This window comes from Streptomyces echinoruber, assembly GCF_014651135.1.
In the GTDB taxonomy this organism is placed as follows: domain Bacteria; phylum Actinomycetota; class Actinomycetes; order Streptomycetales; family Streptomycetaceae; genus Streptomyces; species Streptomyces echinoruber.
Map to the genome: position 1 here is coordinate 55890 of NZ_BMWH01000013.1, position 21631 is coordinate 77520.

The following is a 21631-nucleotide window of genomic DNA, read 5'->3' on the forward strand; positions in this document are numbered from 1 at the left end:
GTGTCCGGGCCGGTCAGGCCGCGGCCGGGGCCTGGGCGAGCAGGAGCGGTAGACGGGTCGTACGTGGTCTGGCCGGGACTTCGGCGACGGCGCGCGGCAGGGCCTGCTCCACGCCGTGCACGACGGACAGGTGGCGGACGGCCCGGCTGAACGCCGTGTAGACCCAGGGGCGGCTGAGCGCCTGGACGGCGTCACCGGGCAGGACCACGACGACCGCGGGCCACCGCGCGCCCACCGCCTGGTGCGCGGTCAGCGCCCACCCGTGCCGGACGCACTGCTCCACCCGCTCGCGGGGGACGACCACCGGGGTGCCCGAGCACGACAGGTGCAGCCCCTCCGCGTCGGCCGTCACGACGTGGCCGGGCAGCACGCGGCCCGGGGCGGGGGAGTGGACGACCCGGTCGCCGGGGTCGAAGCCGCCGAAGCGCCCGGGGCCCGGGTTGAGCCGCTCCTTGAGGGCCGCGTTGAGCGCCCGGGTGCCGGCCGCGCCGCCGTGACCGGGGGTGATCACCACCGTCTGCTCGGCGGGGACGCCGATGGCCCGGGGCACGGAGTCCGCGACGAGCTGCACCGTGCGGTGCACGGCCTCGCCCGCGTCCCGCACCGGCACGATCACGACCTCCTTGCCGGGCGCCTCCACCTGGGCCAGCTCGCCGATGCCGATCCCGGAGACCAGCTCGCCCAGCGGCCCGGGGTCCGGGGTGCGCGAGGCGACCTGCGGGCAGACGCGCGCCTGCAGCAGATCGGCGAAGACCCGCCCCGCCCCCACCGACCACAGCACCGCCGGATCCCCGGCCAGCACCAGCCGGGCCCCGTCCGGCAGCGACTCCACCAGCAGGGCCGCCGTCTCCACGTCCAGTTGCGGCGCGTCCAGCACCACGAGCAGGTCCAGGTCCAGCGTCCCGTCCGCGTCCCGGCCCGGGCCCTCGGCCCCCGACAACAGACCGGCGACGGTGGCGGCACCGGGCCGGTGCGGCACGGGCGCGCCGTCCGCGGCGCCGGCCGCCGCCGCATCCGCGTCCCGGCGCAGCAGCGCCGCGAAGCCGTCCCGGCCCAGCGGGCTGTGCGCGGCGGCCCACGCCCGCAGGCCCAGGCCGGCCGCGGCGTGCAGCAGCGCGGCGGGCTCGGCCAGGGACGCGGCGCCGCCGGTGTGCAGGACCAGGCCGTGGCCCGCGACCGCGCGGATCAGCTCGGCGGCGGAACCCCGCACCGCGCCGGCCGCCCGCTCCCAGCCCTCGGTGGAACCCTCCTGCTTCGGCACCGAGTTGACGATCCGGAGCAGGCCGTCGGCGAGACTCTCCTCGGCCAGGGCGTACCGCTCCAGCCCGACCAGGACGCGGACCGGCCGCTCGGCGCCCTCGGCCTCCTGCGCGCCGTCTCCCGCCGCTTCGGCCGGGGCGTTCGGGGCGCCCGATACGTTCGGGGTGTCCGATGCGTTCGGGGTGTCCTGGAACACCAGGACGTCCCCGTGCTCGATCGCGGTCCTGAGGGCCGCGTCCGGGTCCGGCACCCCCCGCCGGCCCAGCGCGGCGGTCAGCGCCGGCGCCTCCAGGGCGGTGTGCCCGGCCAGCGCGGCCTGCTCCAGGAGCCAGCCGGTCACCGCCCGCAGGCGCCGCTCGTCGTCCGGACCGCACCCGGCGCCCAGCAGCGCCCGCGCGAAGCCGTCCGCCTGCTCGGGCCGTACCCCGGTGACCCGCAGCAGGTGCCAGGGGTCCGCCCGCAGCCGCTCGGCCGCGCCCTCGCCGAGGACCGCGGCGACCTGCGGCGCCAGCGTCTCGGGCGCGCCGCCGTCGGCCAGCACCCGCCGCACGGCCGCCACGGCCTGGGCCGAGGGCGGCGGCGGGGCGGCGGGAGCCGCGGGCCCGGCCGCGTCCGGCCGCGGCCGCCGGGCCGGCTCGGGAGCGGGCCGCCGCGGTGCCGGTCCGGGCTCGGCGAACACGCCGGTCACGGGCTTCTCGCCGCTCTCCACCGCGCGTACGGCCGCGAGCAGGTCGGCCGCCCTGCCGCTGAGCTTGCCGCCGCTCTCGATCGGTCCCTTCTTCGCGGCCTTCCGCCGCTCGATCCGCTCCCGCTCCAGCCGCTGCGCCGCCAGCTCGGCCTCCGCCTCCGACAGCGGGCCCGCCCCCTCGGCACCGGCCTCGCCCCGGCCGGCACCGGCCGCCTGCGCACCGGCACCGGACACACCCTCGCCGTCACCGGCCGCGTCTTCGTCAGTACCGGCTGCGTCTTCGTCGGTACCGGCCGCGCCCTCGTCGGTGCCGGCTGCGTCTTCGTCGCTACCGGCCGCGCCCTCGTCGGTGCCGGCTGCGCCTCCGCCGCCACTGGCCGCGCCCTCGTCGGCGCCGGTCTCCCCGCCGTCCGCCGCGGCACCGGTCGTGCCGCCCGCCTCCGCCTCCGGCGCCGCGCCGGCCCGCGGGCCTCCGCCCGCTTCCGCGGTGTCCTCCGCCGGGTCTGGGGTCCCCGGCGTGTCGTCCTCCGTGGTCTCCGGCTCCGTGCTCACAGCGTGCTCCAGTCGTGATCGGGATAGCGGTGCACGGGCGCCGACACGTCGTCCAGCGCCCGGCAGATCTCGTCAGGAAGAGTAAGCGTCTCCACTGACAAAACCGCCGTGAGCTGCTGCGCGTTGCGCGCGCCGACGATGGGCGCGGCCACGCCGGGCCGGTCGCGCACCCAGGCGAGGGCCACCTGCAGCGGGGTCACCGCCAGTCCGTCCGCCGCCGTCGCCACCGCGTCGACGATGCGGCTCGCGGTGTCGTCGAGGTACGGCGCGACGAACGGCGCCAGGTGCTCGGAGGCGCCCCGCGAGTCCGGGGGCGTCTCCTTGCGGTACTTGCCGGTGAGCACCCCGCGGCCGAGCGGGGAGGAGGGCAGCAGGCCGATCCCCAGGTCCAGCGCGGCGGGCAGCACCTCCCGCTCTATGCCGCGCTGCAGCAGCGAGTACTCCATCTGCGTGCTCGCCAGCCGGGTGCGCGTTCCCGGCGCGGCCAGCTGCCAGGTCGCCGCCTTGGCCAGTTGCCAGCCGCAGAAGTTGGACACGCCGGCGTAGCGCACCCGGCCGCTGCTGACGGCGAGGTCGAGGGCCTGGAGGGTCTCCTCCAGCGGGGTGTACGGGTCGTAGGCGTGCACGTGCCACAGGTCGACGTGGTCGGTGCCGAGCCGGGCGAGGGAGGCGTCCAGGGCGGAGAGCAGATGGCCGCGGGAGGCGTCGAAGCGGCGGTCGGGGTCCGGCACGCTGCCCGCCTTGGTCGAGATGACCAGGTCGCGCCGGGGCACCAGCCCGTCCATGAGGCGTCCCAGCAGGTACTCGGCCTCCCCGTCCCCGTACACGTCCGCCGTGTCGACCAGGGTGCCGCCCGCCTCCCAGAACGCCTTCAGCAGGTCCGCGGCGTCGTGCTCGTCGGTGTCCCGTCCCCAGGTCAGGGTGCCGAGCCCGAGCCGGGACACGCGCAGGCCGGTACGGCCGAGTTGCCTCTGCTCCATGGACGCCGAGATTACTGGCCAGGGGTGGTGTGCAGGGGAGTGCGCGGGCAACGGAATGCCACCGATCCGTGGACGGACGCACCGCGGCCCCGAACGGGCGATTCCACGGCCCCGAACGGGCGATCCCGCAGCCCCGGCCGGACGATCCTGCGGCTCCCGGGCGGGCGCCCGGGGCGGCCCGCGGACCGACGCCGCCCCGGCCCGCGGACCGATGCCGCCCCGGCCCGCGGACGGCGGAATCCGCCCGCGGCCCCCGCCACGCGGCACCGGCCTCCGCCGCGCGGCACCGGCCCCCGCCGTACGGCACCGGCCTCCGCCGCGCGGCACACCGGCCTCCGCCGCGCGGCACACCGGCCTCCGCCGCGCGGCACACCGGCCTCCGCCGCGCGGCACCGGCCTCCGCCGCGCGGCACCGGCCTCCGCCGCGCGGCACACCAGCCTCCGCCGCGCGACGTGATCCCCGTCGCCCCGCGGCCCGCTGCCCGTCGGGCCCGCCCCGCGCTACTGTCTCCCTCACAGGGACGTTACTGACCAGTAAGGGGAATCGGCCATGCAGCTCGGGATCAACCTCGGCTACTGGGGTGCCGGAATGGACTCGGACAACCTGGAGGTCGCCAAGGAGGCCGACCGGCTCGGGTACGCCGTGTGCTGGGCCGCCGAGGCCTACGGCTCCGACGCGGCCACCGTGCTGGCCTGGGTCGCCGCGCACACCGAGCGCATCGACGTCGGCTCGGCCATCTTCCAGATCCCGGCCCGCCAGCCCGCGATGACGGCGATGACCGCGGCCACCCTCGACTCCCTCTCCGGCGGTCGCTTCCGCCTCGGCCTCGGCGTCTCCGGCCCGCAGGTCTCCGAGGGCTGGTACGGCGTGAAGTTCGACAAGCCGCTGGCCCGCACCCGCGAGTACGTGGAGATCGTGCGCAAGGCCATGCGGCGCGAGCGCCTGACGTACGAGGGCGAGCACTGGACGCTGCCGCTGCCCGGCGGCCCGGGCAAGCCGATCAAGCTGACCGTGCACCCGCAGCGCGAGCACATCCCGCTCTACATCGCCGCCATCGGCCCGAAGAACCTGGAGCAGACCGGCGAGATCGCCGACGGCGCCCTGCTCATCTTCCCCTCCGCCGACCACCTCGAGGAGACCGCGATCAGGCACCTGCGGGCGGGCCGCGAGAAGGCCGGCAAGACCATGGACGGCTTCGACGTCTGCCCCACGCTGCCCCTGGCCGTCGGCGACGACAAGGACGTGGCGAAGCTGGCCGACACCTTCCGCCCCTACACCGCCCTGTACGTCGGCGGCATGGGCAGCCGCAAGCAGAACTTCTACAACCAGCTCGCCCGGCGCATGGGCTACGAGCAGGCGGCCGCCGAGATCCAGGACAAGTACCTCGCCGGGGACAAGGACGGCGCCGCGGCCGCCGTGCCGCACGACCTCATCGACCGCACCACGCTGCTGGGTTCCGTGGCCAGGATCGCCGACCGGATGAAGACCTACGCGGCCGCCGGGGTCACCACCCTCACCCTCGCCCCGGCCGGCTTCACCCTCCAGGAGCGCATCGCCGCGCTCCGCGCGGGCGCCGAGGCCCTGGAGCGCGCCGGACTGGCCTGACCGCCGGACCGGCCTGACCGCCGGACCGGCCTGAGCGCCGGACCGGCCCGACCCGCGGCGCGGGACGTGCCGGGACCGTGGCGGGGGCTCGGGGGTCCTCCCCGCCACGGCCGTCACCGGGCACAACGCGCGTGTGCCGCTCCGGTCGCGCTCCCGGGGCGCACGCGGCGTCCTCCGTTCGGAGGAGTTGCCGTACGCACGTGTTGCACCCCCTCTTCCGCGGGATTTGACTCGTTCTTTGCGGAACCCTGCAGAGAGGTGGGCCCCCGATGCCGTCGGCCAAGCGTCTGTTCCGGGAAATCCTCGACAACGACGAGTCCTTCCGGCTGTTCTGCTCCATCGCGGCCAGCGGCGAGTCCCAGGGCGGCTGGGAGAACGCCCGCATCGCCGCCCTGGTGCCGGCCGAGGAACGCGCCATGGTCCCCAAGATCACCCGGCACGGCGCGGACGAGGACAAGCACGGGCGGATCTTCACCGCCCTGCTGCGCAGACGCGGCCTCACCCCCGTCCCGGTGCCGCCCGAGACCGACTACACGATGCTCCTGGAGCGGCGCGGCATCGGCCTCGCCCACGACAAGCTCCGGCGCGACGAGCCGCTGACCGTGCGCGACATCGTTGTCTACCTCGCCCACAGCCGGGTCACCGAGCAGCGCGCCAGCGAGCAGATGGCCCTGCTGCGCCGCCACTTCGCCGACCACCCCGACATCGGCCGCGCCGTGCGGATGATCGCCGAGGACGAGGAGAACCACCTCGCCTACTGCCACGAGGAGCTGCTGCGCCTCGCCCGCGCGGGACACGGCCGTACGATCCAGCACGCCCTGCGCGCGTGCGCGCTCGCCGAGATCCGCGTCCACCGGGACGTCAGCCTCGCCGTCATGGCCCACATGGGGCGCATCCTGCGCTGGCCGAGGGCCAAGTCGGCGCTGCTCGCCGCCGGCATCCGCGCGGCCTACCTCTACGAGCGGCTCGGCGGATGGCGCCGGATGGTCACCCTGGCGATGCCCGAGCGGCGCAACGCCCTCGGCGGGGAGGCGACGGCGGCCCCCGAGTTCGTCTGAGCCGCCGTCACATCCAGCCGCGCCGCCGGAACAGCCGGTACAGCGTGAACACCAGGACGGCCATCAGGGCGATCACCGCCGGGTACGACCACACCCAGTGCAGCTCCGGCATGTGCGCGAAGTTCATGCCGTAGATGCCGGCGATCATCGTCGGGACGGCGGCCATGGCCGCCCACGCGGAGATCTTCCGCATGTCGTCGTTCTGCCGCACGCTCATCTGCGCCAGGTGCGCCGACAGGACGTCCGACACCAGCCGGTCCAGGCCCTCCACGGACTCGTTCACGCGCGTGAGGTGGTCGCTGACGTCCCGGAAGAACGGCCGCGCCCGCTCGTCCACGAACGGCACCGCCGTGCCGAACGGCGCCGTGCCCGCCAGCCGGCTCAGCGGCAGCGCCAGCGGCACGGTCGCCCGCCGGAACTCCAGGATCTGCCGCTTGAAGGTGTAGATCCGGGACGCCGTGTTCCGTGAACCGCCGCCGTCCGGGGAGAACACCTCCGCCTCCAGCTCCTCCAGGTCCGTCTGCAGCTCCGTGGCCACGTCCAGGTAGTGGTCGACGGCCGCGTCCGCGATCGCGTACAGCACCGCCGTGGGCCCCTTGGCCAGCAGGTGCGGCTCCTGCTCCAGCCGGCGCCGCACCGCCGCCAGCGGCGCCCCCTCGCCGTGCCGGACGGTGACCGCGAAGGCGTCGCCCACGAAGACCATGACCTCGCCGGTGGAGACGGCGTCGCTCTCCGGCTCGTACACCACCGGCTTCAGCACCGCGAACAGCGAGTCGTCGTACACCTCCAGCTTCGGCCGCTGGTGCGCCTTGAGGGCGTCCTCCACGGCCAGCGGGTGCAGCCCGAACTCCTCGGCGACGTGGTCGAACTCCTTCTCGCTCGGCTCGTGCAGCCCGATCCACACGAAGCCGCCCGCCGCCCGCGCCTCCTGCAGCGCGTCCGACAGGTCCTGCGGGCCCCGGGTGCGCTGCCCGCCGCGGTATATCGCGCAATCGACAATCACAGAGCGTGTTCTCCCGTCCCTCGTCCGCCGTCGCGGCGCCGTCTCGGCCTACTCTGGGCCGCATGCCCACGCTGATCCTGGTCCGCCACGGACGCTCCACCGCCAACACCGAGGGAATCCTCGCCGGGTGGACGCCCGGCGTCGGCCTCGACGAACGCGGCGCCGCACAGGCCGCCGCGCTGCCCGGGCGGCTCGCCGCCGTGCCGCTCGCCGAGGTCGTCACCAGCCCGCTGCAGCGCTGCCGGGAGACCCTCCAGCCGCTGCTCGACGCCCGCCCGGGGCTGACCGCCCACACCGACGAGCGGATCGGGGAGTGCCACTACGGCGACTGGTCCGGCCGCAAGCTCGCCGAACTCAAGGACGAGCCGCTGATGGAGGTGGTGCAGGCGCACCCTGCCGCGGCGGCGTTCCCCGGCGGGGAGTCCCTGCGCGCGATGCAGACGCGCGCCGCCGAGGCGGTGCGCGAGTGGAACGCGCGCGTGGAACGCGACCACGGCCCCGACGCCGTGTACCTCATGTGCTCGCACGGGGACATCATCAAGTCCCTCGTCGCGGACGCCCTCGGACTCCATCTCGACCTCTTCCAGCGGATCTCCGTGGAACCGTGTTCCATCACCGCGATCCGTTACACCCGGCTGCGCCCGTTTCTGGTGCGCCTCGGCGACACCGGCGACTTCGCCTCCCTGGTGCCGCGCGAGGAGACTCCCGGCGACGAAGCCGCGGTGGGGGGCGGTGCGGGCGCACCGTGATCGTCGTGCGCAGTAGGGTGAAGCGGTCGCAGTGACCGCACGCGCCGGCCGCCGGCGCGGGCCGGAGCGTCAGCCGGTCCCGTCGGCGCCCCGAAGTCGATCCACGATCCCATCACGATCCAATGGAGTCAGGACGTGTCCCGTCAGGTGTTCCAATACGACCAACCGGACCGCTTCGTGGCCGGTACGGTCGGACTGCCCGGGCGCCGTACGTTCTACCTCCAGGCCTCCGCCGGCTCCCGGGTGACCAGCGTGGCCCTGGAGAAGACCCAGGTCGCCGCGCTCGCCGAGCGCATGGAGGAACTGCTCGACGAGGTCGTACGCCGCAGCGGCGGCAGCGCGGCCGTGCCCGCCGTGGCGCCCGCCGACATCACCGACACCGCGCCCCTGGACACCCCCATCGAGGAGGAGTTCCGGGTCGGCACCATGGCGCTCGCCTGGGACGGCGAGGCCGAGCGGATGATCGTCGAGGCGCAGGCCCTGGTCGAACTCGACGCCGACTCCGACGAGGACCTCGCCGAGGCCGAGGAGCGGCTGCTGCAGGACGAGGAGAACGGGCCCCCGATGCTGCGGGTCCGGCTCACCGGCGCGCAGGCCCGCGCCTTCGCCAAACGCGCCCTCGATGTCGTCAACGCCGGGCGGCCGCCGTGCCCGCTGTGCAGTCTCCCGCTCGACCCGGAAGGACACGTATGTCCGCGCCAGAACGGATACCGCCGCGGAGCGTGACCGCGGGCGCGACCGCGGCCGAGCTGCTCGCCCGCGGTGAGCTGACCGTGCGCGGCCGCATCCGGGACGCCTCCAACGCGGCGCTGTACTGCACGGTGGCGTACGAGGGCCGCGAGGCCGCCTGCGTCTACAAGCCGGTGGCCGGCGAGCGCCCGCTGTGGGACTTCCCCGACGGCACGCTCGCCGGGCGGGAGGTCGCCGCCTACGCGGTGTCCGAGGCGACCGGCTGGGACCTGGTGCCGCCCACCGTGCTGCGCGACGGCCCCTACGGCGAGGGCATGTGCCAACTGTGGATCGAGGCGGCCGCCGAGGGCCCCGGGACCGAACTGCTCGCGCTGGTGGAGGGCGAGGAGCCCGAACCCGGCTGGAAGGCGATAGGTTTCGCCGACACCGGCGACGGGCGGCCCGCCCTGCTCGTGCACGCCGACGACGAGCGGCTGCGCCGCCTCGCCGTGCTCGACGCGGTGATCAACAACGCCGACCGCAAGGGCGGCCACCTGCTGCCCACCGCGGACGGGCGGCTGTACGGCATCGACCACGGCGTCACCTTCCACGTCGAGACCAAGCTGCGCACGCTGCTGTGGGGCTGGGCCGGCGAGCCGCTCCCTGCGGAGGCCGTGGAGGTCCTGAAGAGCCTGCGGGAGGACCTGGGGGAGGGCGGCGCGCTGGCGGCGCGGCTGGCCGGGCTGATCACCCCCGCCGAGGTGGCGGCCACCCGCGCGCGCGTGGAGGCCCTGCTGGCCACCGGCCGGCATCCGGAGCCGACGGGGGAGTGGCCGGCGATCCCCTGGCCGCCGGTGTGAAGAGCCACGGGGGAAGCCGCGGGGAAGCCACGGGGAAAAGCGGCGCACGTAATCGAACGGGCCCGTATCGCGCAAGACCGCCCTTCCGGCCATCGGGCCCGGTCCCGCTCGTATGCGCAACTTCCCGCCGGTTAGGCTCATGACATGCATGCCTGGCCCGCTTCCGAGGTCCCCGCCCTGCCTGGTCAGGGCCGCGACCTGAGGATCCACGACACCGCGACCGGCGGACTCGTCACCCTCACCCCCGGTCCCGTCGCCCGCATCTACGTCTGCGGCATCACCCCGTACGACGCCACCCACATGGGGCACGCGGCCACCTACAACGCGTTCGACCTCGTGCAGCGCGTGTGGCTCGACACCAAGCGGCAGGTGCATTACGTGCAGAACGTCACCGACGTCGACGATCCGCTGCTGGAGCGGGCCGAGCGCGACGGCGTCGAGTGGGAGGCGCTCGCGGAGCGGGAGACCGCCCTGTTCCGCGAGGACATGACCGCCCTGCGGATGCTGCCGCCCCGGCACTACGTGGGCGCCGTGGAGGCGATACCCGCGATCGTCCCGCTCGTGGAACGGCTGCGGGACGCCGGCGCCGCCTACGAACTCGACGGCGACATCTACTTCTCCGTGGAGTCCGACCCGCACTTCGGCTCCGTCTCCCACCTCGACGCGGCCGCGATGCGGGCGCTGTCCGCCGAGCGGGGCGGCGACCCCGAGCGGCCCGGGAAGAAGAACCCGCTCGACCCGCTGCTGTGGATGGCCGCCCGCGACGGCGAACCGAGCTGGGACGGCGGCTCGCTCGGCCCCGGCCGGCCCGGCTGGCACATCGAGTGCGTGGCCATCGCCCTGCAGCACCTCGGCATGGGCTTCGACGTGCAGGGCGGCGGCAGCGACCTGGCCTTCCCGCACCACGAGATGGGCGCCTCGCACGCCCAGGTGCTCACCGGCGATTTCCCCATGGCCCGGGCGTACGTGCACGCCGGCATGGTCGCCCTGGACGGCGAGAAGATGTCCAAGTCCCGGGGCAACCTCGTCTTCGTCTCCCGGCTGCGGCGCGACGGCGTCGACCCGGCCGCCATCCGGCTCGCGCTGCACGCCCACCACTACCGCGCCGACTGGGAGTGGACCGACCAGGTGCTGCGGGAGGCCGTGACCCGGCTGGAGCGCTGGCGCGCGGCCGTCTCCCGGCCCGACGGGCCGAGCGCCGACGCCCTCGTCGAGGAGATCCGCGACGCCCTCGCCGCCGACCTGGACGCCCCGGCCGCCCTCGCCGCCGTGGACCGCTGGGCGGCCCTCCAGCACGAACAGGGCGGTACCGACCCGGCCGCCCCGGGCCTCGTCTCACGCGCGGTGGACGCGCTGCTGGGCGTGGCCCTGTAGGGCCGGGCCCGCAGGAAGCGGGAAGGGGCGCGGCCGAAGGCCGCGCCCCTTTTTCGTGCTCCCGCCGTCTCATTCCTCCGGCGGCTCCTCGTCGTCCGGGCCCGCCTTCGGCGGCTTCGGCGGGCGCGCCGGACCACCCGGGGCATCCCGCCGGTACGAGCCGCCGTCACCGCTCTCCGTCGCGTGCCCGGAGGTGCCGGAGCCGCCGTCCCGGCGCCGCAGGTACCGCTCGAACTCGCGGGCGATCGCCTCGCCCGACGCCTCCGGCAGCTCCGCGGTGTCCCGGGCCTCCTCCAGCGTCTGGACGTACTCGGCGACCTCGCTGTCCTCGGCGGCCAGTTGGTCCACGCCCACCTGCCAGGCGCGCGCGTCCTCGGGCAGTTCGCCCAGCGGGATGCTCAGGTCGAGCAGGTCCTCCAGGCGATTGAGCAGGGCCAGGGTGGCCTTGGGGTTCGGCGGCTGCGACACGTAGTGCGGCACGGCCGCCCACAGGGACACGGCCGGGACGCCGGCGTGCGTGCAGGCCTCCTGCAGGACGCCGACGATGCCCGTGGGGCCCTCGTACTTGGTCTCCTCCAGGTTCATCCGGCGGGCCAGCTCCGGGTCGGACGTGGTGCCGCTGATCGGCACCGGACGCGTGTGCGGGGTGTCGCCGAGCAGGGCGCCCAGGATGACCACCAGCTCCACGCCCAGCTCGTGCGCGAAGCCGAGCAGTTCGTTGCAGAACGAGCGCCAGCGCATGGACGGTTCGATGCCGCGGACCAGCACCAGGTCCCGCGGCTTGTCGCCGCCGACGCGGACCACCGACAACCTTGTCGTGGGCCAGGTGATCTTGCGGACGCCGCCTTCGATGAACACGGTGGGGCGGTTGACCTGGAAGTCGTAGTAGTCCTCGGCGTCCAGCGCCGCGAACACCTCGCCCTTCCACTCCCTCTCCAGATGCGCGACCGCGGTGGAGGCGGCGTCGCCGGCATCGTTCCAGCCCTCGAACGCGGCCACCATGACCGGGTCGATCAGCTCGGGAACCCCCTCGAGCTCGATCACCCAGTGCCTCCTTCCGACGTGCCCTCGCTTGACGCCCCAACCTTACGGCGTGCGGCGGGTACCCCCGCAGCCCCTCGCGCGGGGAGCGAACGACGGATCACTGCCCCGTCGGACGTCCGGGAACACTCCCTCGTCCGTCATCCCCACGAGCCGTTTCCATGATCGCACCGGTCGGCGCGGAGCGTGCCCCGCCGGGTCGGCCCGCGCCGGACGCGGGCCCGGACGGACGACCCGGACGGCAGGTCCGGACGGCAGATCCGGCTCATTGCCGGGGGAGGTGGCCCGGGCCCGCCCCGGGCAGGCCGAAGGCGCCGGCCCGAGTCGGGCCGGCGCCTTCGGGCGGCTTCCCGCCGCGTGTCGCGCGCCGTGTCTCCCGCCGCGCGTCTGCCGCCGCGGCCGTCTGCTTCTTGCCGGGCTGCTTCTTGTCTGCTTCTTGCCGGGCTGCTTCTTCGGGCTACTTCTTGCCGAGCAGCTCCTGCACCCGGGCCCGCACCTCCTCGGTGTCCAGACCGCGGATGGTCAGCGTGGTACGGCGGCGCAGCACGTCGTCGACGGTCTCGGCCCACTCGTGGTCGCGGGCCCACACCACCTGCGCCCAGATCTCCGGGGCGTCGGGGTGGATCCGCTCGCCCAGCCGAGGGTCGTCGTTGGCCAGGCGCGCGATGTCGAAGGCCAGCGAGCCGTAGTGGGTGGCCAGGTGCCGGGCGGTGTCCGCGGCCATCCGGGGACCGGGGGCCGGGCCGTCGGACAGCAGCCGGTGGGCGACCGCGCGCGGGTTGGCGATGCCCGGCAGCGGCAGCTTCCTCGGCAGTGCCGAGACCGGTTCGAAGTCCTCGCCGAGCGGGCGGCCCGGCAGCGTCTGAAGCTTCTTCATCACCGTGCGGCCGATGTGGCGGAAGGTGGTCCACTTGCCGCCGGCCACGGACAGCATGCCGCCCTTGCCCTCGGTGACGACCGTCTCGCGCTTGGCCTTGGCGGTGTCGCCGGGGCCGCCCGGCAGCACGCGCAGCCCGGCGAAGGCGTACGTGATCAGCTCCCGCCTGAGCTGCTCGTCGCGCACCGACACCGACGCCTCGTCCAGGATCTGGGCTATGTCCCGGTCGGTGACGGCGACCTCGGCCGGGTCGCCCTCGTAGACCTCGTCGGTGGTGCCGAGCAGGAGCATGTCCTCCCACGGCAGGGCGAAGGTGATGCGGTACTTGTCGATCGGGGTGGCCAGCGCGGCCTTCCACGGGGAGGTCCGCCTGAGCACCAGGTGGGCGCCCTTGGACAGGCGGATGGAGGGCGCCGCGCCGGGGTCCTCCAGGCGGCGCAGGTGGTCCACCCACGGGCCGGTCGCGTTCAGCACCAGGCGGGCGTCGATGCCGAACTCCTCGCCGGAGCGCCGGTCGCGCACCTCGGCGCCGGTGACCCGGCCGCGGGTGAAGCGCAGGCCGGTGACCTCGGCGTGGTTGAGGACGACCGCGCCCGCCTCGACGGCCGCGCGGACCGTCATCAGCGCCATGCGGGCGTCGTTCATCTGGTCGTCGCCGTAGACGGCCACGGCCTTCAGGTTCTCGGTGCGCAGCGCGGGCACGTCCTGCGCGGCCCGCGAGGGGCTGAGCAGGTGGCCCACGCCGTCGCCGAAGGCGGAGAGCGCGGAGTAGGCGAACACGCCCGCCCCGAGCTTCGCCGCGCCGTGCGGCCCGCCCTTGTACACGGGGAGGTAGAAGGTGAGCGGGTTCGCCAGGTGGGGGGCCACCTGGCGGGAGACCGCACGGCGCTCGAAGTGGTTCTCCGCCACCAGCTTCACCGCGCCGGTCTGCAGGTAGCGCAGACCGCCGTGGAGCAGCTTGGAGGAGGCGGAGGAGGTGGCGCCGGCGAAGTCGCCGGCGTCGACCAGCGCCACCCGCAGGCCGGACTGCGCGGCGTGCCAGGCGGTGGAGATGCCGAGGATGCCGCCGCCGACCACGAGGAGGTCGTACGTCGCCCTGGAGAGCTGCTCCCGGACCTCGGCCCGGCTCGGGTTCGCGCCGGAGGCCGGGTGCGTGCCGAGGGCAGGGACGGACTGCAGGGTGGAGGGACTGGTCATTACGGGTTCTTACTCCTCTTCCTCGAGCCAGCCCATGGTCCGCTCGACGGCCTTGAGCCAGTTCTTGTACTCACGGTCGCGGGTCTCCGCGTCCATGCGGGGGGTCCACTCGGCGGCCCGGCGCCAGTTGGCGCGCAGGTCGTCGGTGCTGTTCCAGAAGCCGACGGCGAGGCCGGCGGCGTACGCGGCGCCCAGGCAGGTGGTCTCGGCGACCATCGGGCGCACGACGGGCGCGTCCAGCACGTCGGCGAGGGTCTGCATCAGCAGGTTGTTGGAGGTCATGCCGCCGTCGACCTTGAGCGTGGTCAGCTCCACGCCGGAGTCCTTCGTCATGGCGTCGGCGATCTCGCGGGTCTGCCAGGCGGTGGCCTCCAGGACGGCGCGGGCCAGGTGCGCCTTGGTGACGTACCGGGTCAGGCCGGCGATCACACCGCGGGCGTCGGAGCGCCAGTACGGGGCGAACAGGCCGGAGAAGGCGGGCACGAAGTAGGCGCCGCCGTTGTCCTCGACCGACAGCGCGAGCGTCTCGATCTCGGCGGCGGTGGAGATCAGGCCCATCTGGTCGCGCATCCACTGCACCAGCGCGCCGGTGACGGCGATGGAGCCCTCCAGGGCGTACACCGGCTTCTGGCCGTCGATCTGGTAGCCGACGGTGGTCAGCAGGCCGGAGTAGGAGTTGATGATCTTTTCGCCGGTGTTCATCACCATGAAGGTGCCGGTGCCGTACGTCGACTTGGTCTCGCCCTCGGCGAAGCAGGTCTGGCCGAACAGCGCCGCCTGCTGGTCGCCGAGCGCGGAGGCGACCGGGACGCCGCCGAGCAGTTCGCCGAGCCGGCCGCCCCGGATCTCGCCGTACACCTCGGCGGAGGAGCGGATCTCGGGGAGGATCTGCTGCGGCACGCCGATGGACTCGCAGATGCGCTCGTCCCACTCCATGGTGTGGAGGTTCATCAGCAGCGTGCGGGAGGCGTTGGTGACGTCGGTGACGTGCCGGCCGCCGTCCGTGCCGCCGGTCAGGTTCCAGATGACCCAGGTGTCCATGGTGCCGAAGAGGATGTCGCCCCGCTCGGCGCGCTCCTTGAGGCCCTCGACGTGGTCCAGCAGCCAGCGCGCCTTGGGGCCGGCGAAGTAGGAGGCCAGGGGGAGGCCGGTCTCGCGGCGGAAGCGGTCCTGGCCGACGTTGCGGCCGAGTTCCCGGCACAGGGCGTCGGTGCGGGTGTCCTGCCAGACGATGGCGTTGTGGACGGGCTCACCGGTGTGCCGGTCCCACAGCACGGTCGTCTCGCGCTGGTTGGTGATGCCGATGGCCTTGATGTCGTCGCGGGTGATGCCGGCCTTCTCGATCGCTCCGGCGACCACCTCCTGGACGTTGGTCCAGATCTCGGTGGCGTCGTGCTCGACCCAGCCCGGCTTGGGGAAGATCTGCTCGTGCTCCTTCTGGTCGACGGCGACGATGCGGCCGTCGCGGTCGAAGACGATGCAGCGGCTGGAGGTGGTGCCCTGGTCGATGGCGGCGATGAACGGGCCCTGGCCGTGGGAGGCGATGCCTGCGGTGTGGGCGTCGGTCACTGTGTGCTCCTGGTGGTGTGGTCCGTGGCTGGTGTGGGGCTGAACATACGGCGCCTGCGGCGCGGTCCGGTGCCCGCTGCGGGCGGCCGGCAGGTGTCCTGCGGCGCCGGTGCGTGTCACGTCGATACCGCGCGGCTCACGCGAAGGCGAGGTGGTAGAGGCCCGCGGCGACGGCGCCGCCGATCAGCGGACCGGCCACCGGGATCCAGGCGTAGCCCCAGTCGGAGCCGCCCTTGTTGGGCAGGGGGAGCAGGGCGTGCACGATGCGCGGGCCCAGGTCGCGGGCCGGGTTGATCGCGTAGCCGGTCGGGCCGCCGAGCGAGAGGCCGATGGAGACCACCACGAGCGCGGTGACCAGGGCGCCCAGGGTGCCCAGGCCCTTGCCGCTGTCGTTGAGGCCCTGGGTGAGGACGGCGAGCACCAGGACGACGGTGCCGATGATCTCCGTGATCAGGTTCTGCACCGTGTTCCGGATCTCCGGGCCGGTGGAGAAGACGCCGAGGACCGGGCCGGCGCCCTTCTCCTGCGCCTCGACCGCCTTGGCGGTGGTGGCCTGCGCGCCCGGGCCGCCGACGATCTCCTTGTCGGTGAGGTGGGCGTGGAACTGGCCGTAGTAGGCGGCCCAGACCAGGGCCGCGCCGATCATGGCACCGAGCAGCTGCCCGGCCCAGTAGACGGGGACGTCGCCCCAGTCGCCGTTCTTGATCGCGAGTGCCAGGGTCACCGCCGGATTGAGGTGGGCGCCGGACAGCGGCGCCGAGGTGTAGACCGCCGTGAGAACGGCGAAACCCCACCCGAAGGTGATGGCGAGCCATCCGGCGTTGCGGGCCTTGGAGGCCTTCAGGGTGACGGCGGCGCAGACGCCGCCGCCGAGGAGGATGAGTAGGGCGGTACCGATGGTCTCGCCGATGAAGATGTCGGAGCTGGACACCCGCGACTCCTTTGTCCTACGTCCAGGGGAGCGATAGCGGCCCTGGCCTTGTCTCACTCTAACGTGTATTGCCGATAGCCGTTCGACAATGCCGACCGATGGACGGGAGTCTCACCTCGGTGTTCCGGGTGCGTCAAGACTTCTGTAATCGAAAGCCCGATCGTTATTGATCGACACGGGTTATCGGATTCCGGGCGGCACCGGCACGCGGGCACGTCGAAGGCCGGGACGCCGCCGTGGGGGCGTCCCGGTCTCGGTCTTCGCTCCTTCCCGGTGTGTCCGGAAGCCTTCTCAATGCGCCCGGAAGCCTTCCCGGGTGTGCCCGGAAGGTTCCGGAAAAGGTCTTGGAGGCCCCGCGGGGCCCCGGAAGCCTCAGAAGCGCTGCGCGCCCAGGTCCCGCGACACCGCGCGGGCGCAGTCCCGCACCGCCGCGATCAGCTCGGGGCGCAGCTCGCCGTCCCGGCAGACCCGTTCCACGGCGCCGGTGATGCCGACCGCGCCGACCGGCATGCGGCGCCGGTCGTGGATGGGCGCGGCGACGGAGGCCACGCCCTCCCAGGTCTCCTCGACGTCGGCCGCGTAGCCCCGTGCGCGCGTGAGATCGAGGATCTGCTCGAACGCCGCCAGGTCGCACACCGTGCGGTCCGTGAACGCCTTGCGGTCGGCCTCCACGGCCTCGCTGTGCGCCACCGGGTCGTACGCCGACAGCACCTTGCCCAGGGCCGTGGAGTGCAGCGGCTGCATGGCGCCGATCTCCAGCACCTGCCGGCTGTCGTCGGGCCGGAAGACGTGGTGCACGATCAGCACCCCGTGCTGGTGCAGGACGCCCAGGTAGACGCTCTCGCCGCTGGAGCGGGCCAGGTCGTCGGTCCACACCAGGGCGCGCGCCCGCAGCTCGTGCACGTCCAGGTAGGTGGTGCCCAGGCGCAGCAGCTCCGCGCCGAGCTGGTAGCGGCCGGAGGTCTCGTCCTGTTCGACGAAGCCCTCCTGCTGCAGGGTGCGCAGGATGCCGTGGGCCGTGCCCTTGGCCAGGCCCAGTGCCGAGGCGATGTCCGACAGGCCGAGCCGCCGCTCGCCGCCCGCGAGCAACCGCAGCATCGCGGCCGCCCGTTCGAGCGACTGGATGTTCCGTGCCATCGCCGTCCTGCCTCCGTCCCCTTCGACTGCCCGCAGCGGGCCGACACCGCCGACGCCGCTGTTCGGCAATGCCGAACACTACCGGTCCATGCCGACCTCCCGCCAATGGTCGGTCCGGATCTGTTTCCGGATCTGTTACGTCAACGGACCCCCGGTTGTCACATCCTGGTCGCCCCGGTCACCGCGTCGGCGGCCCCGCGGCCGTCCGCCTCGTGGACGCCCTGCCCATCCGAGCCCGCTCCCCGTTACCCTGACGACGTGCGCCTCCTCCCAGAAGAGCGGGGAGCCGCATAGCCGACAGCCGTCGCACCCGAGGGAGCCCCTTCATGGCCTCGTTGCCGCCGACCCCTTCTTCCGCCGACAGCCGCAGCCGCGTGGACGCCCTGCGCGAAGCGCTCGCCACCCGTGTGGTCGTGGCCGACGGAGCGATGGGCACGATGCTCCAGGCGCAGGAACCCACGCTGGAGGACTTCCAGTCCCTCGAAGGATGCAACGAGGTCCTGAACGTCACCCGTCCGGACATCGTCCGCTCCGTCCACGAGGCGTACTTCGCGGTCGGCGTGGACTGCGTGGAGACCAACACCTTCGGCGCCAACCACACCGCCACCGCGGAGTACGAGATCTCCGACCGCATCCACGAGCTGTCCGAGGCGGGCGCCCGCATCGCGCGCGAGGTCGCCGACGAGTACGCCGCGCGGGACGGCCGTACCCGCTGGGTGCTCGGCTCCATCGGCCCCGGCACCAAGCTGCCCACCCTCGGCCACGTGCCGTACGCCACGATCCGCGACGGCTACCAGGCCAACGCCGAGGGCCTGCTGGCCGGCGGCGCCGACGCGCTGATCATCGAGACCGCGCAGGACCTGCTGCAGGCCAAGGCCGCCGTGCTGGGCGCCCGCCGGGCCATGGAGGCGACCGGCGCCGAGGTGCCGCTGCTGGTGTCGATGGCGTTCGAGACGACCGGCACGATGCTGCTGGGCTCGGAGATCGGCGCCGCGCTGACCGCGCTGGAGCCGCTCGGCATCGACCTGATCGGCCTGAACTGCTCCACCGGCCCGGCCGAGATGAGCGAGCACCTGCGCTACCTCTCCCGCCACTCCCGCATCCCGCTGCTGTGCATGCCCAACGCGGGCCTGCCCGTCCTCACCAAGGACGGCGCGCACTTCCCGCTGGAGCCGCAGGGCCTGGCGGAGGCGCAGGAGACCTTCGTGCGCGACTATGGGCTGTCGCTGGTGGGCGGCTGCTGCGGCACCACGCCCGAGCACCTGCGGCAACTGGTGGAACGCCTCCGCGGCACCACCCCGCCCGAGCGCGACCCCCGGCCCGAGCCCGGCGCCGCCTCCCTCTACCAGGCCGTGCCCTTCCGCCAGGACACCGCGTACCTGGCGATCGGCGAGCGCACCAACGCCAACGGGTCGAAGAAGTTCCGCGAGGCCATGCTGGAGGGCCGCTGGGACGACTGCGTGGAGATGGCGCGCGAGCAGATCCGCGAGGGCGCGCACATGCTCGACCTGTGCGTGGACTACGTCGGCCGCGACGGCGTGGCCGACATGAGCGAGCTGGCCGGGCGGCTGGCCACCGCCTCCACGCTGCCGATCGTGCTGGACTCCACCGAGGTCGACGTCCTCCGGGCCGGCCTGGAGAAGCTCGGCGGCCGCGCGGTGATCAACTCGGTGAACTACGAGGACGGCGACGGACCCGAGTCCCGCTTCGCCAAGGTCACGGCCCTGGCCAAGGAGCACGGCGCGGCGCTGATCGCGCTGACCATCGACGAGGAGGGCCAGGCCCGCACCGCGGAGCGCAAGGTCGCCGTCGCCGAACGGCTGATCGCGGACCTGACCGGCAACTGGGGCATCCGCGAGGAGGACATCCTCGTCGACTGCCTGACCTTCACCATCTGCACCGGTCAGGAGGAGTCCCGCAAGGACGGGCTGGCCACCATCGAGGCCATCCGCGAGCTGAAGAAGCGCCACCCGCGCGTGCAGACCACGCTGGGGCTGTCGAACATCTCCTTCGGCCTGAACCCGGCCGCGCGCATCCTGCTCAACTCCGTCTTCCTGGACGAGTGCGTCAAGGCGGGCCTGGACTCGGCGATCGTGCACGCCAGCAAGATCCTGCCGATCTCCCGGTTCGACGAGGAGCAGGTGCGCACGGCGCTGGACCTGATCTACGACCGGCGCCGCGAGGGCTACGACCCGCTCCAGAAGCTCATGCAGCTCTTCGAGGGCGCCACGGCCAAGTCCCTGCGGGCCTCGAAGGCGGAGGAGCTGGCGGCGCTGCCGCTGGAGGAACGGCTCAAGCGGCGCATCATCGACGGCGAGCGCAACGGCCTGGAGGCCGACCTCGACGAGGCCCTGAAGACCCGCAAGGCGCTGGACATCGTCAACGACACGCTGCTGGACGGCATGAAGGTCGTCGGCGAGCTGTTCGGCTCCGGGCAGATGCAACTGCCGTTCGTGCTGCAGTCGGCGGAGGTGATGAAGGCCGCCGTCGCCCACCTGGAGCCGCACATGGAGAAGACCGACGAGGCCGGCAAGGGCACCATCGTGCTGGCCACCGTCCGCGGCGACGTGCACGACATCGGCAAGAACCTGGTCGACATCATCCTGTCCAACAACGGCTACAACGTCGTCAACCTGGGCATCAAGCAGCCGGTCTCGGCGATCCTGGAGGCCGCCGAGGAGCACGGCGCCGACGTGATCGGCATGTCCGGGCTGCTGGTGAAGTCCACGGTGGTGATGAAGGAGAACCTCGAGGAGCTCAACGCCCGGGGCCTGGCGGCGAAGTACCCGGTCATCCTCGGCGGCGCCGCCCTCACCCGCGCCTACGTCGAGCAGGACCTGCACGAGATCTACCAGGGCGAGGTCCGCTACGCCCGCGACGCCTTCGAGGGACTGCACCTGATGGACGCCCTCATCGGGGTCAAGCGCGGGGTGCCCGGCGCCAAGCTGCCGGAGCTGCGGCAGCGCCGGGTGCGCGCGAGGACCGTGGAGGTCGAGGAACGCCCGGCCGAGGGCCACGTCCGCTCCGACGTCGCCACCGACAACCCCGTCCCCAAGCCGCCGTTCTGGGGCACCCGGGTGATCAAGGGCATCCAGCTCAAGGAGTACGCCGGCTGGCTGGACGAGGACGCGCTGTTCAAGGGCCAGTGGGGCCTGCGGCAGGCCCGCGCCGGGGGCGGGCCCAGCTACGAGGAGCTCGTCGAGACCGAGGGCCGCCCCCGCCTGCGCGGCCTGCTGGACCGGCTGCAGACCGACAACCTGCTGGAAGCGGCCGTGGTCTACGGCTACTTCCCGTGCGTCTCCAAGGACGACGACCTCATCATCCTCGACGAGGCCGGCAACGAGCGCACCCGCTTCACCTTCCCGCGCCAGCGCCGCGGCCGCCGCCTGTGCCTGGCCGACTTCTTCCGCCCGGAGGAGTCCGGCGAGAAGGACGTCGTCGGCCTGCAGGTCGTCACCATCGGCTCCCGCATCGGCGAGGAGACCGCCCGCCTCTTCGCGGCCGACGCCTACCGCGACTACCTCGAACTGCACGGCCTGTCCGTGCAGCTGGCCGAGGCCCTCGCCGAGTACTGGCACGCCCGCGTGCGCGCCGAACTCGGCTTCGCCGGGGAGGATCCGGAGGCGATCGAGGACATGTTCGCGCTGAAGTATCGCGGCGCCCGCTTCTCCCTCGGCTACGGCGCCTGCCCCGACCTGGAGGACCGCGCCAAGATCGCCGACCTCCTCCGGCCGGAGCGGATCGGCGTCCACCTCTCGGAGGAGTTCCAGCTCCACCCCGAGCAGTCCACCGACGCCATCGTCGTCCACCACCCCGAGGCCAAGTACTTCAACGCGCGCTGAGCCGGGCGGCGGGGCGCGGGCACCGGCGCCGGCGGTCGTGCCGGCACTGGCACTGGCACTGGCACTGGCACTGGCACTGGCACTGGCACTGGCACTGGCACTGGCACTGGCACTGGCACTGGCACTCGCGTGCCGTACCCCCGGCCCCCGCTGGATAAACGAGGCGTTTCCGGTGCACACGACGTACACTGGTCGGTCCACTGCAGGCCGGTTCCCGCGCGGGAACCGGCCTGCGCGT

The 21631-nt window shown here is 73.5% G+C and carries 15 protein-coding genes; 7 read left to right on the top strand and 8 right to left on the bottom strand.

What is annotated here, in order from left to right; translation table 11 throughout:
• Window positions 1-13: 13 nt before the first annotated feature.
• Together IE225_RS16685 and IE225_RS16690 are read right to left on the bottom strand one after the other, a co-directional pair.
• Entirely contained in the window at window positions 14-2500 is a 2487-nt protein-coding gene (locus tag IE225_RS16685) for a helix-hairpin-helix domain-containing protein (RefSeq protein WP_190058316.1), read from the bottom strand.
• Entirely contained in the window at window positions 2497-3480 is a 984-nt protein-coding gene (locus IE225_RS16690) for an aldo/keto reductase (RefSeq protein ID WP_190058317.1), read from the bottom strand. Before IE225_RS16690 ends, IE225_RS16685 begins: the two co-directional genes overlap by 4 nt.
• 550 nt (window positions 3481-4030) lie before the next feature.
• Between IE225_RS16690 and IE225_RS16695 the strand changes: the two genes are divergently transcribed.
• Together IE225_RS16695 and IE225_RS16700 are read left to right on the top strand one after the other, a co-directional pair.
• Window positions 4031-5086, top strand: a complete 1056-nt coding sequence (locus IE225_RS16695) for an LLM class F420-dependent oxidoreductase (protein WP_190058318.1) — start codon at window positions 4031-4033, stop codon at window positions 5084-5086.
• A gap of 269 nt (window positions 5087-5355) precedes the next feature.
• The gene (locus IE225_RS16700) at window positions 5356-6144 is read left to right on the top strand and encodes a ferritin-like domain-containing protein (RefSeq protein WP_190058319.1); all 789 of its coding nucleotides are present in this window, start codon (window positions 5356-5358) and stop codon (window positions 6142-6144) included.
• Between the two features lie 7 nt (window positions 6145-6151).
• Here IE225_RS16700 and corA read toward each other — a convergent pair whose 3' ends face one another.
• Window positions 6152-7147 (bottom strand): magnesium/cobalt transporter CorA, encoded by a 996-nt coding sequence (corA, locus tag IE225_RS16705; protein ID WP_190058320.1) that lies wholly within the window; start codon window positions 7145-7147, stop codon window positions 6152-6154.
• Between the two features lie 62 nt (window positions 7148-7209).
• On the opposite strand from corA, the gene IE225_RS16710 reads away from it, so the two are divergent.
• The 4 genes from IE225_RS16710 to mshC all read left to right on the top strand — a co-directional run bounded on the left by IE225_RS16710 (window position 7210) and on the right by mshC (window position 10799).
• A complete protein-coding gene (locus tag IE225_RS16710; RefSeq protein ID WP_190058321.1) occupies window positions 7210-7896 on the top strand; it encodes a histidine phosphatase family protein in 687 nt (228 codons plus the stop codon).
• A gap of 135 nt (window positions 7897-8031) precedes the next feature.
• A complete protein-coding gene (locus IE225_RS16715; RefSeq protein ID WP_190058322.1) occupies window positions 8032-8622 on the top strand; it encodes a DUF3090 domain-containing protein in 591 nt (196 codons plus the stop codon).
• Complete coding sequence (locus IE225_RS16720) at window positions 8586-9425, top strand: SCO1664 family protein (RefSeq protein WP_190058323.1); 840 nt, start codon at window positions 8586-8588, stop codon at window positions 9423-9425. Before IE225_RS16715 ends, IE225_RS16720 begins: the two co-directional genes overlap by 37 nt.
• Before the next feature lie 144 nt (window positions 9426-9569).
• Window positions 9570-10799: a cysteine--1-D-myo-inosityl 2-amino-2-deoxy-alpha-D-glucopyranoside ligase gene (mshC, locus tag IE225_RS16725; protein ID WP_190058324.1), complete on the top strand. Its 1230-nt coding sequence runs from the start codon at window positions 9570-9572 to the stop codon at window positions 10797-10799.
• Between the two features lie 69 nt (window positions 10800-10868).
• Here the strand turns inward: mshC and IE225_RS16730 are convergent, their stop codons facing one another.
• From IE225_RS16730 to IE225_RS16750, 5 genes are all read right to left on the bottom strand, one after another.
• The gene (locus IE225_RS16730; RefSeq protein ID WP_190058325.1) at window positions 10869-11843 is read right to left on the bottom strand and encodes a PAC2 family protein; all 975 of its coding nucleotides are present in this window, start codon (window positions 11841-11843) and stop codon (window positions 10869-10871) included.
• 454 nt (window positions 11844-12297) lie between these two features.
• On the bottom strand, window positions 12298-13914 hold the full coding sequence (locus IE225_RS16735) for a glycerol-3-phosphate dehydrogenase/oxidase (protein WP_190058326.1): 1617 nt from the start codon (window positions 13912-13914) through the stop codon (window positions 12298-12300).
• Window positions 13915-13923: 9 nt separating this feature from the next.
• The gene (glpK, locus tag IE225_RS16740; RefSeq protein ID WP_190058327.1) at window positions 13924-15483 is read right to left on the bottom strand and encodes a glycerol kinase GlpK; all 1560 of its coding nucleotides are present in this window, start codon (window positions 15481-15483) and stop codon (window positions 13924-13926) included.
• A 136-nt stretch (window positions 15484-15619) separates the two neighbouring features.
• The gene (locus IE225_RS16745; RefSeq protein ID WP_190058328.1) at window positions 15620-16414 is read right to left on the bottom strand and encodes an MIP/aquaporin family protein; all 795 of its coding nucleotides are present in this window, start codon (window positions 16412-16414) and stop codon (window positions 15620-15622) included.
• A gap of 372 nt (window positions 16415-16786) precedes the next feature.
• Window positions 16787-17551 carry an IclR family transcriptional regulator gene (locus IE225_RS16750; RefSeq protein ID WP_190058329.1) on the bottom strand — a complete coding sequence of 255 codons (765 nt, stop codon included), beginning with the start codon at window positions 17549-17551 and terminating at the stop codon, window positions 16787-16789.
• A 326-nt stretch (window positions 17552-17877) separates the two neighbouring features.
• On the opposite strand from IE225_RS16750, the gene metH reads away from it, so the two are divergent.
• The gene (gene metH / locus IE225_RS16755; RefSeq protein ID WP_190058330.1) at window positions 17878-21393 is read left to right on the top strand and encodes a methionine synthase; all 3516 of its coding nucleotides are present in this window, start codon (window positions 17878-17880) and stop codon (window positions 21391-21393) included.
• Window positions 21394-21631 lie beyond the last annotated feature (238 nt).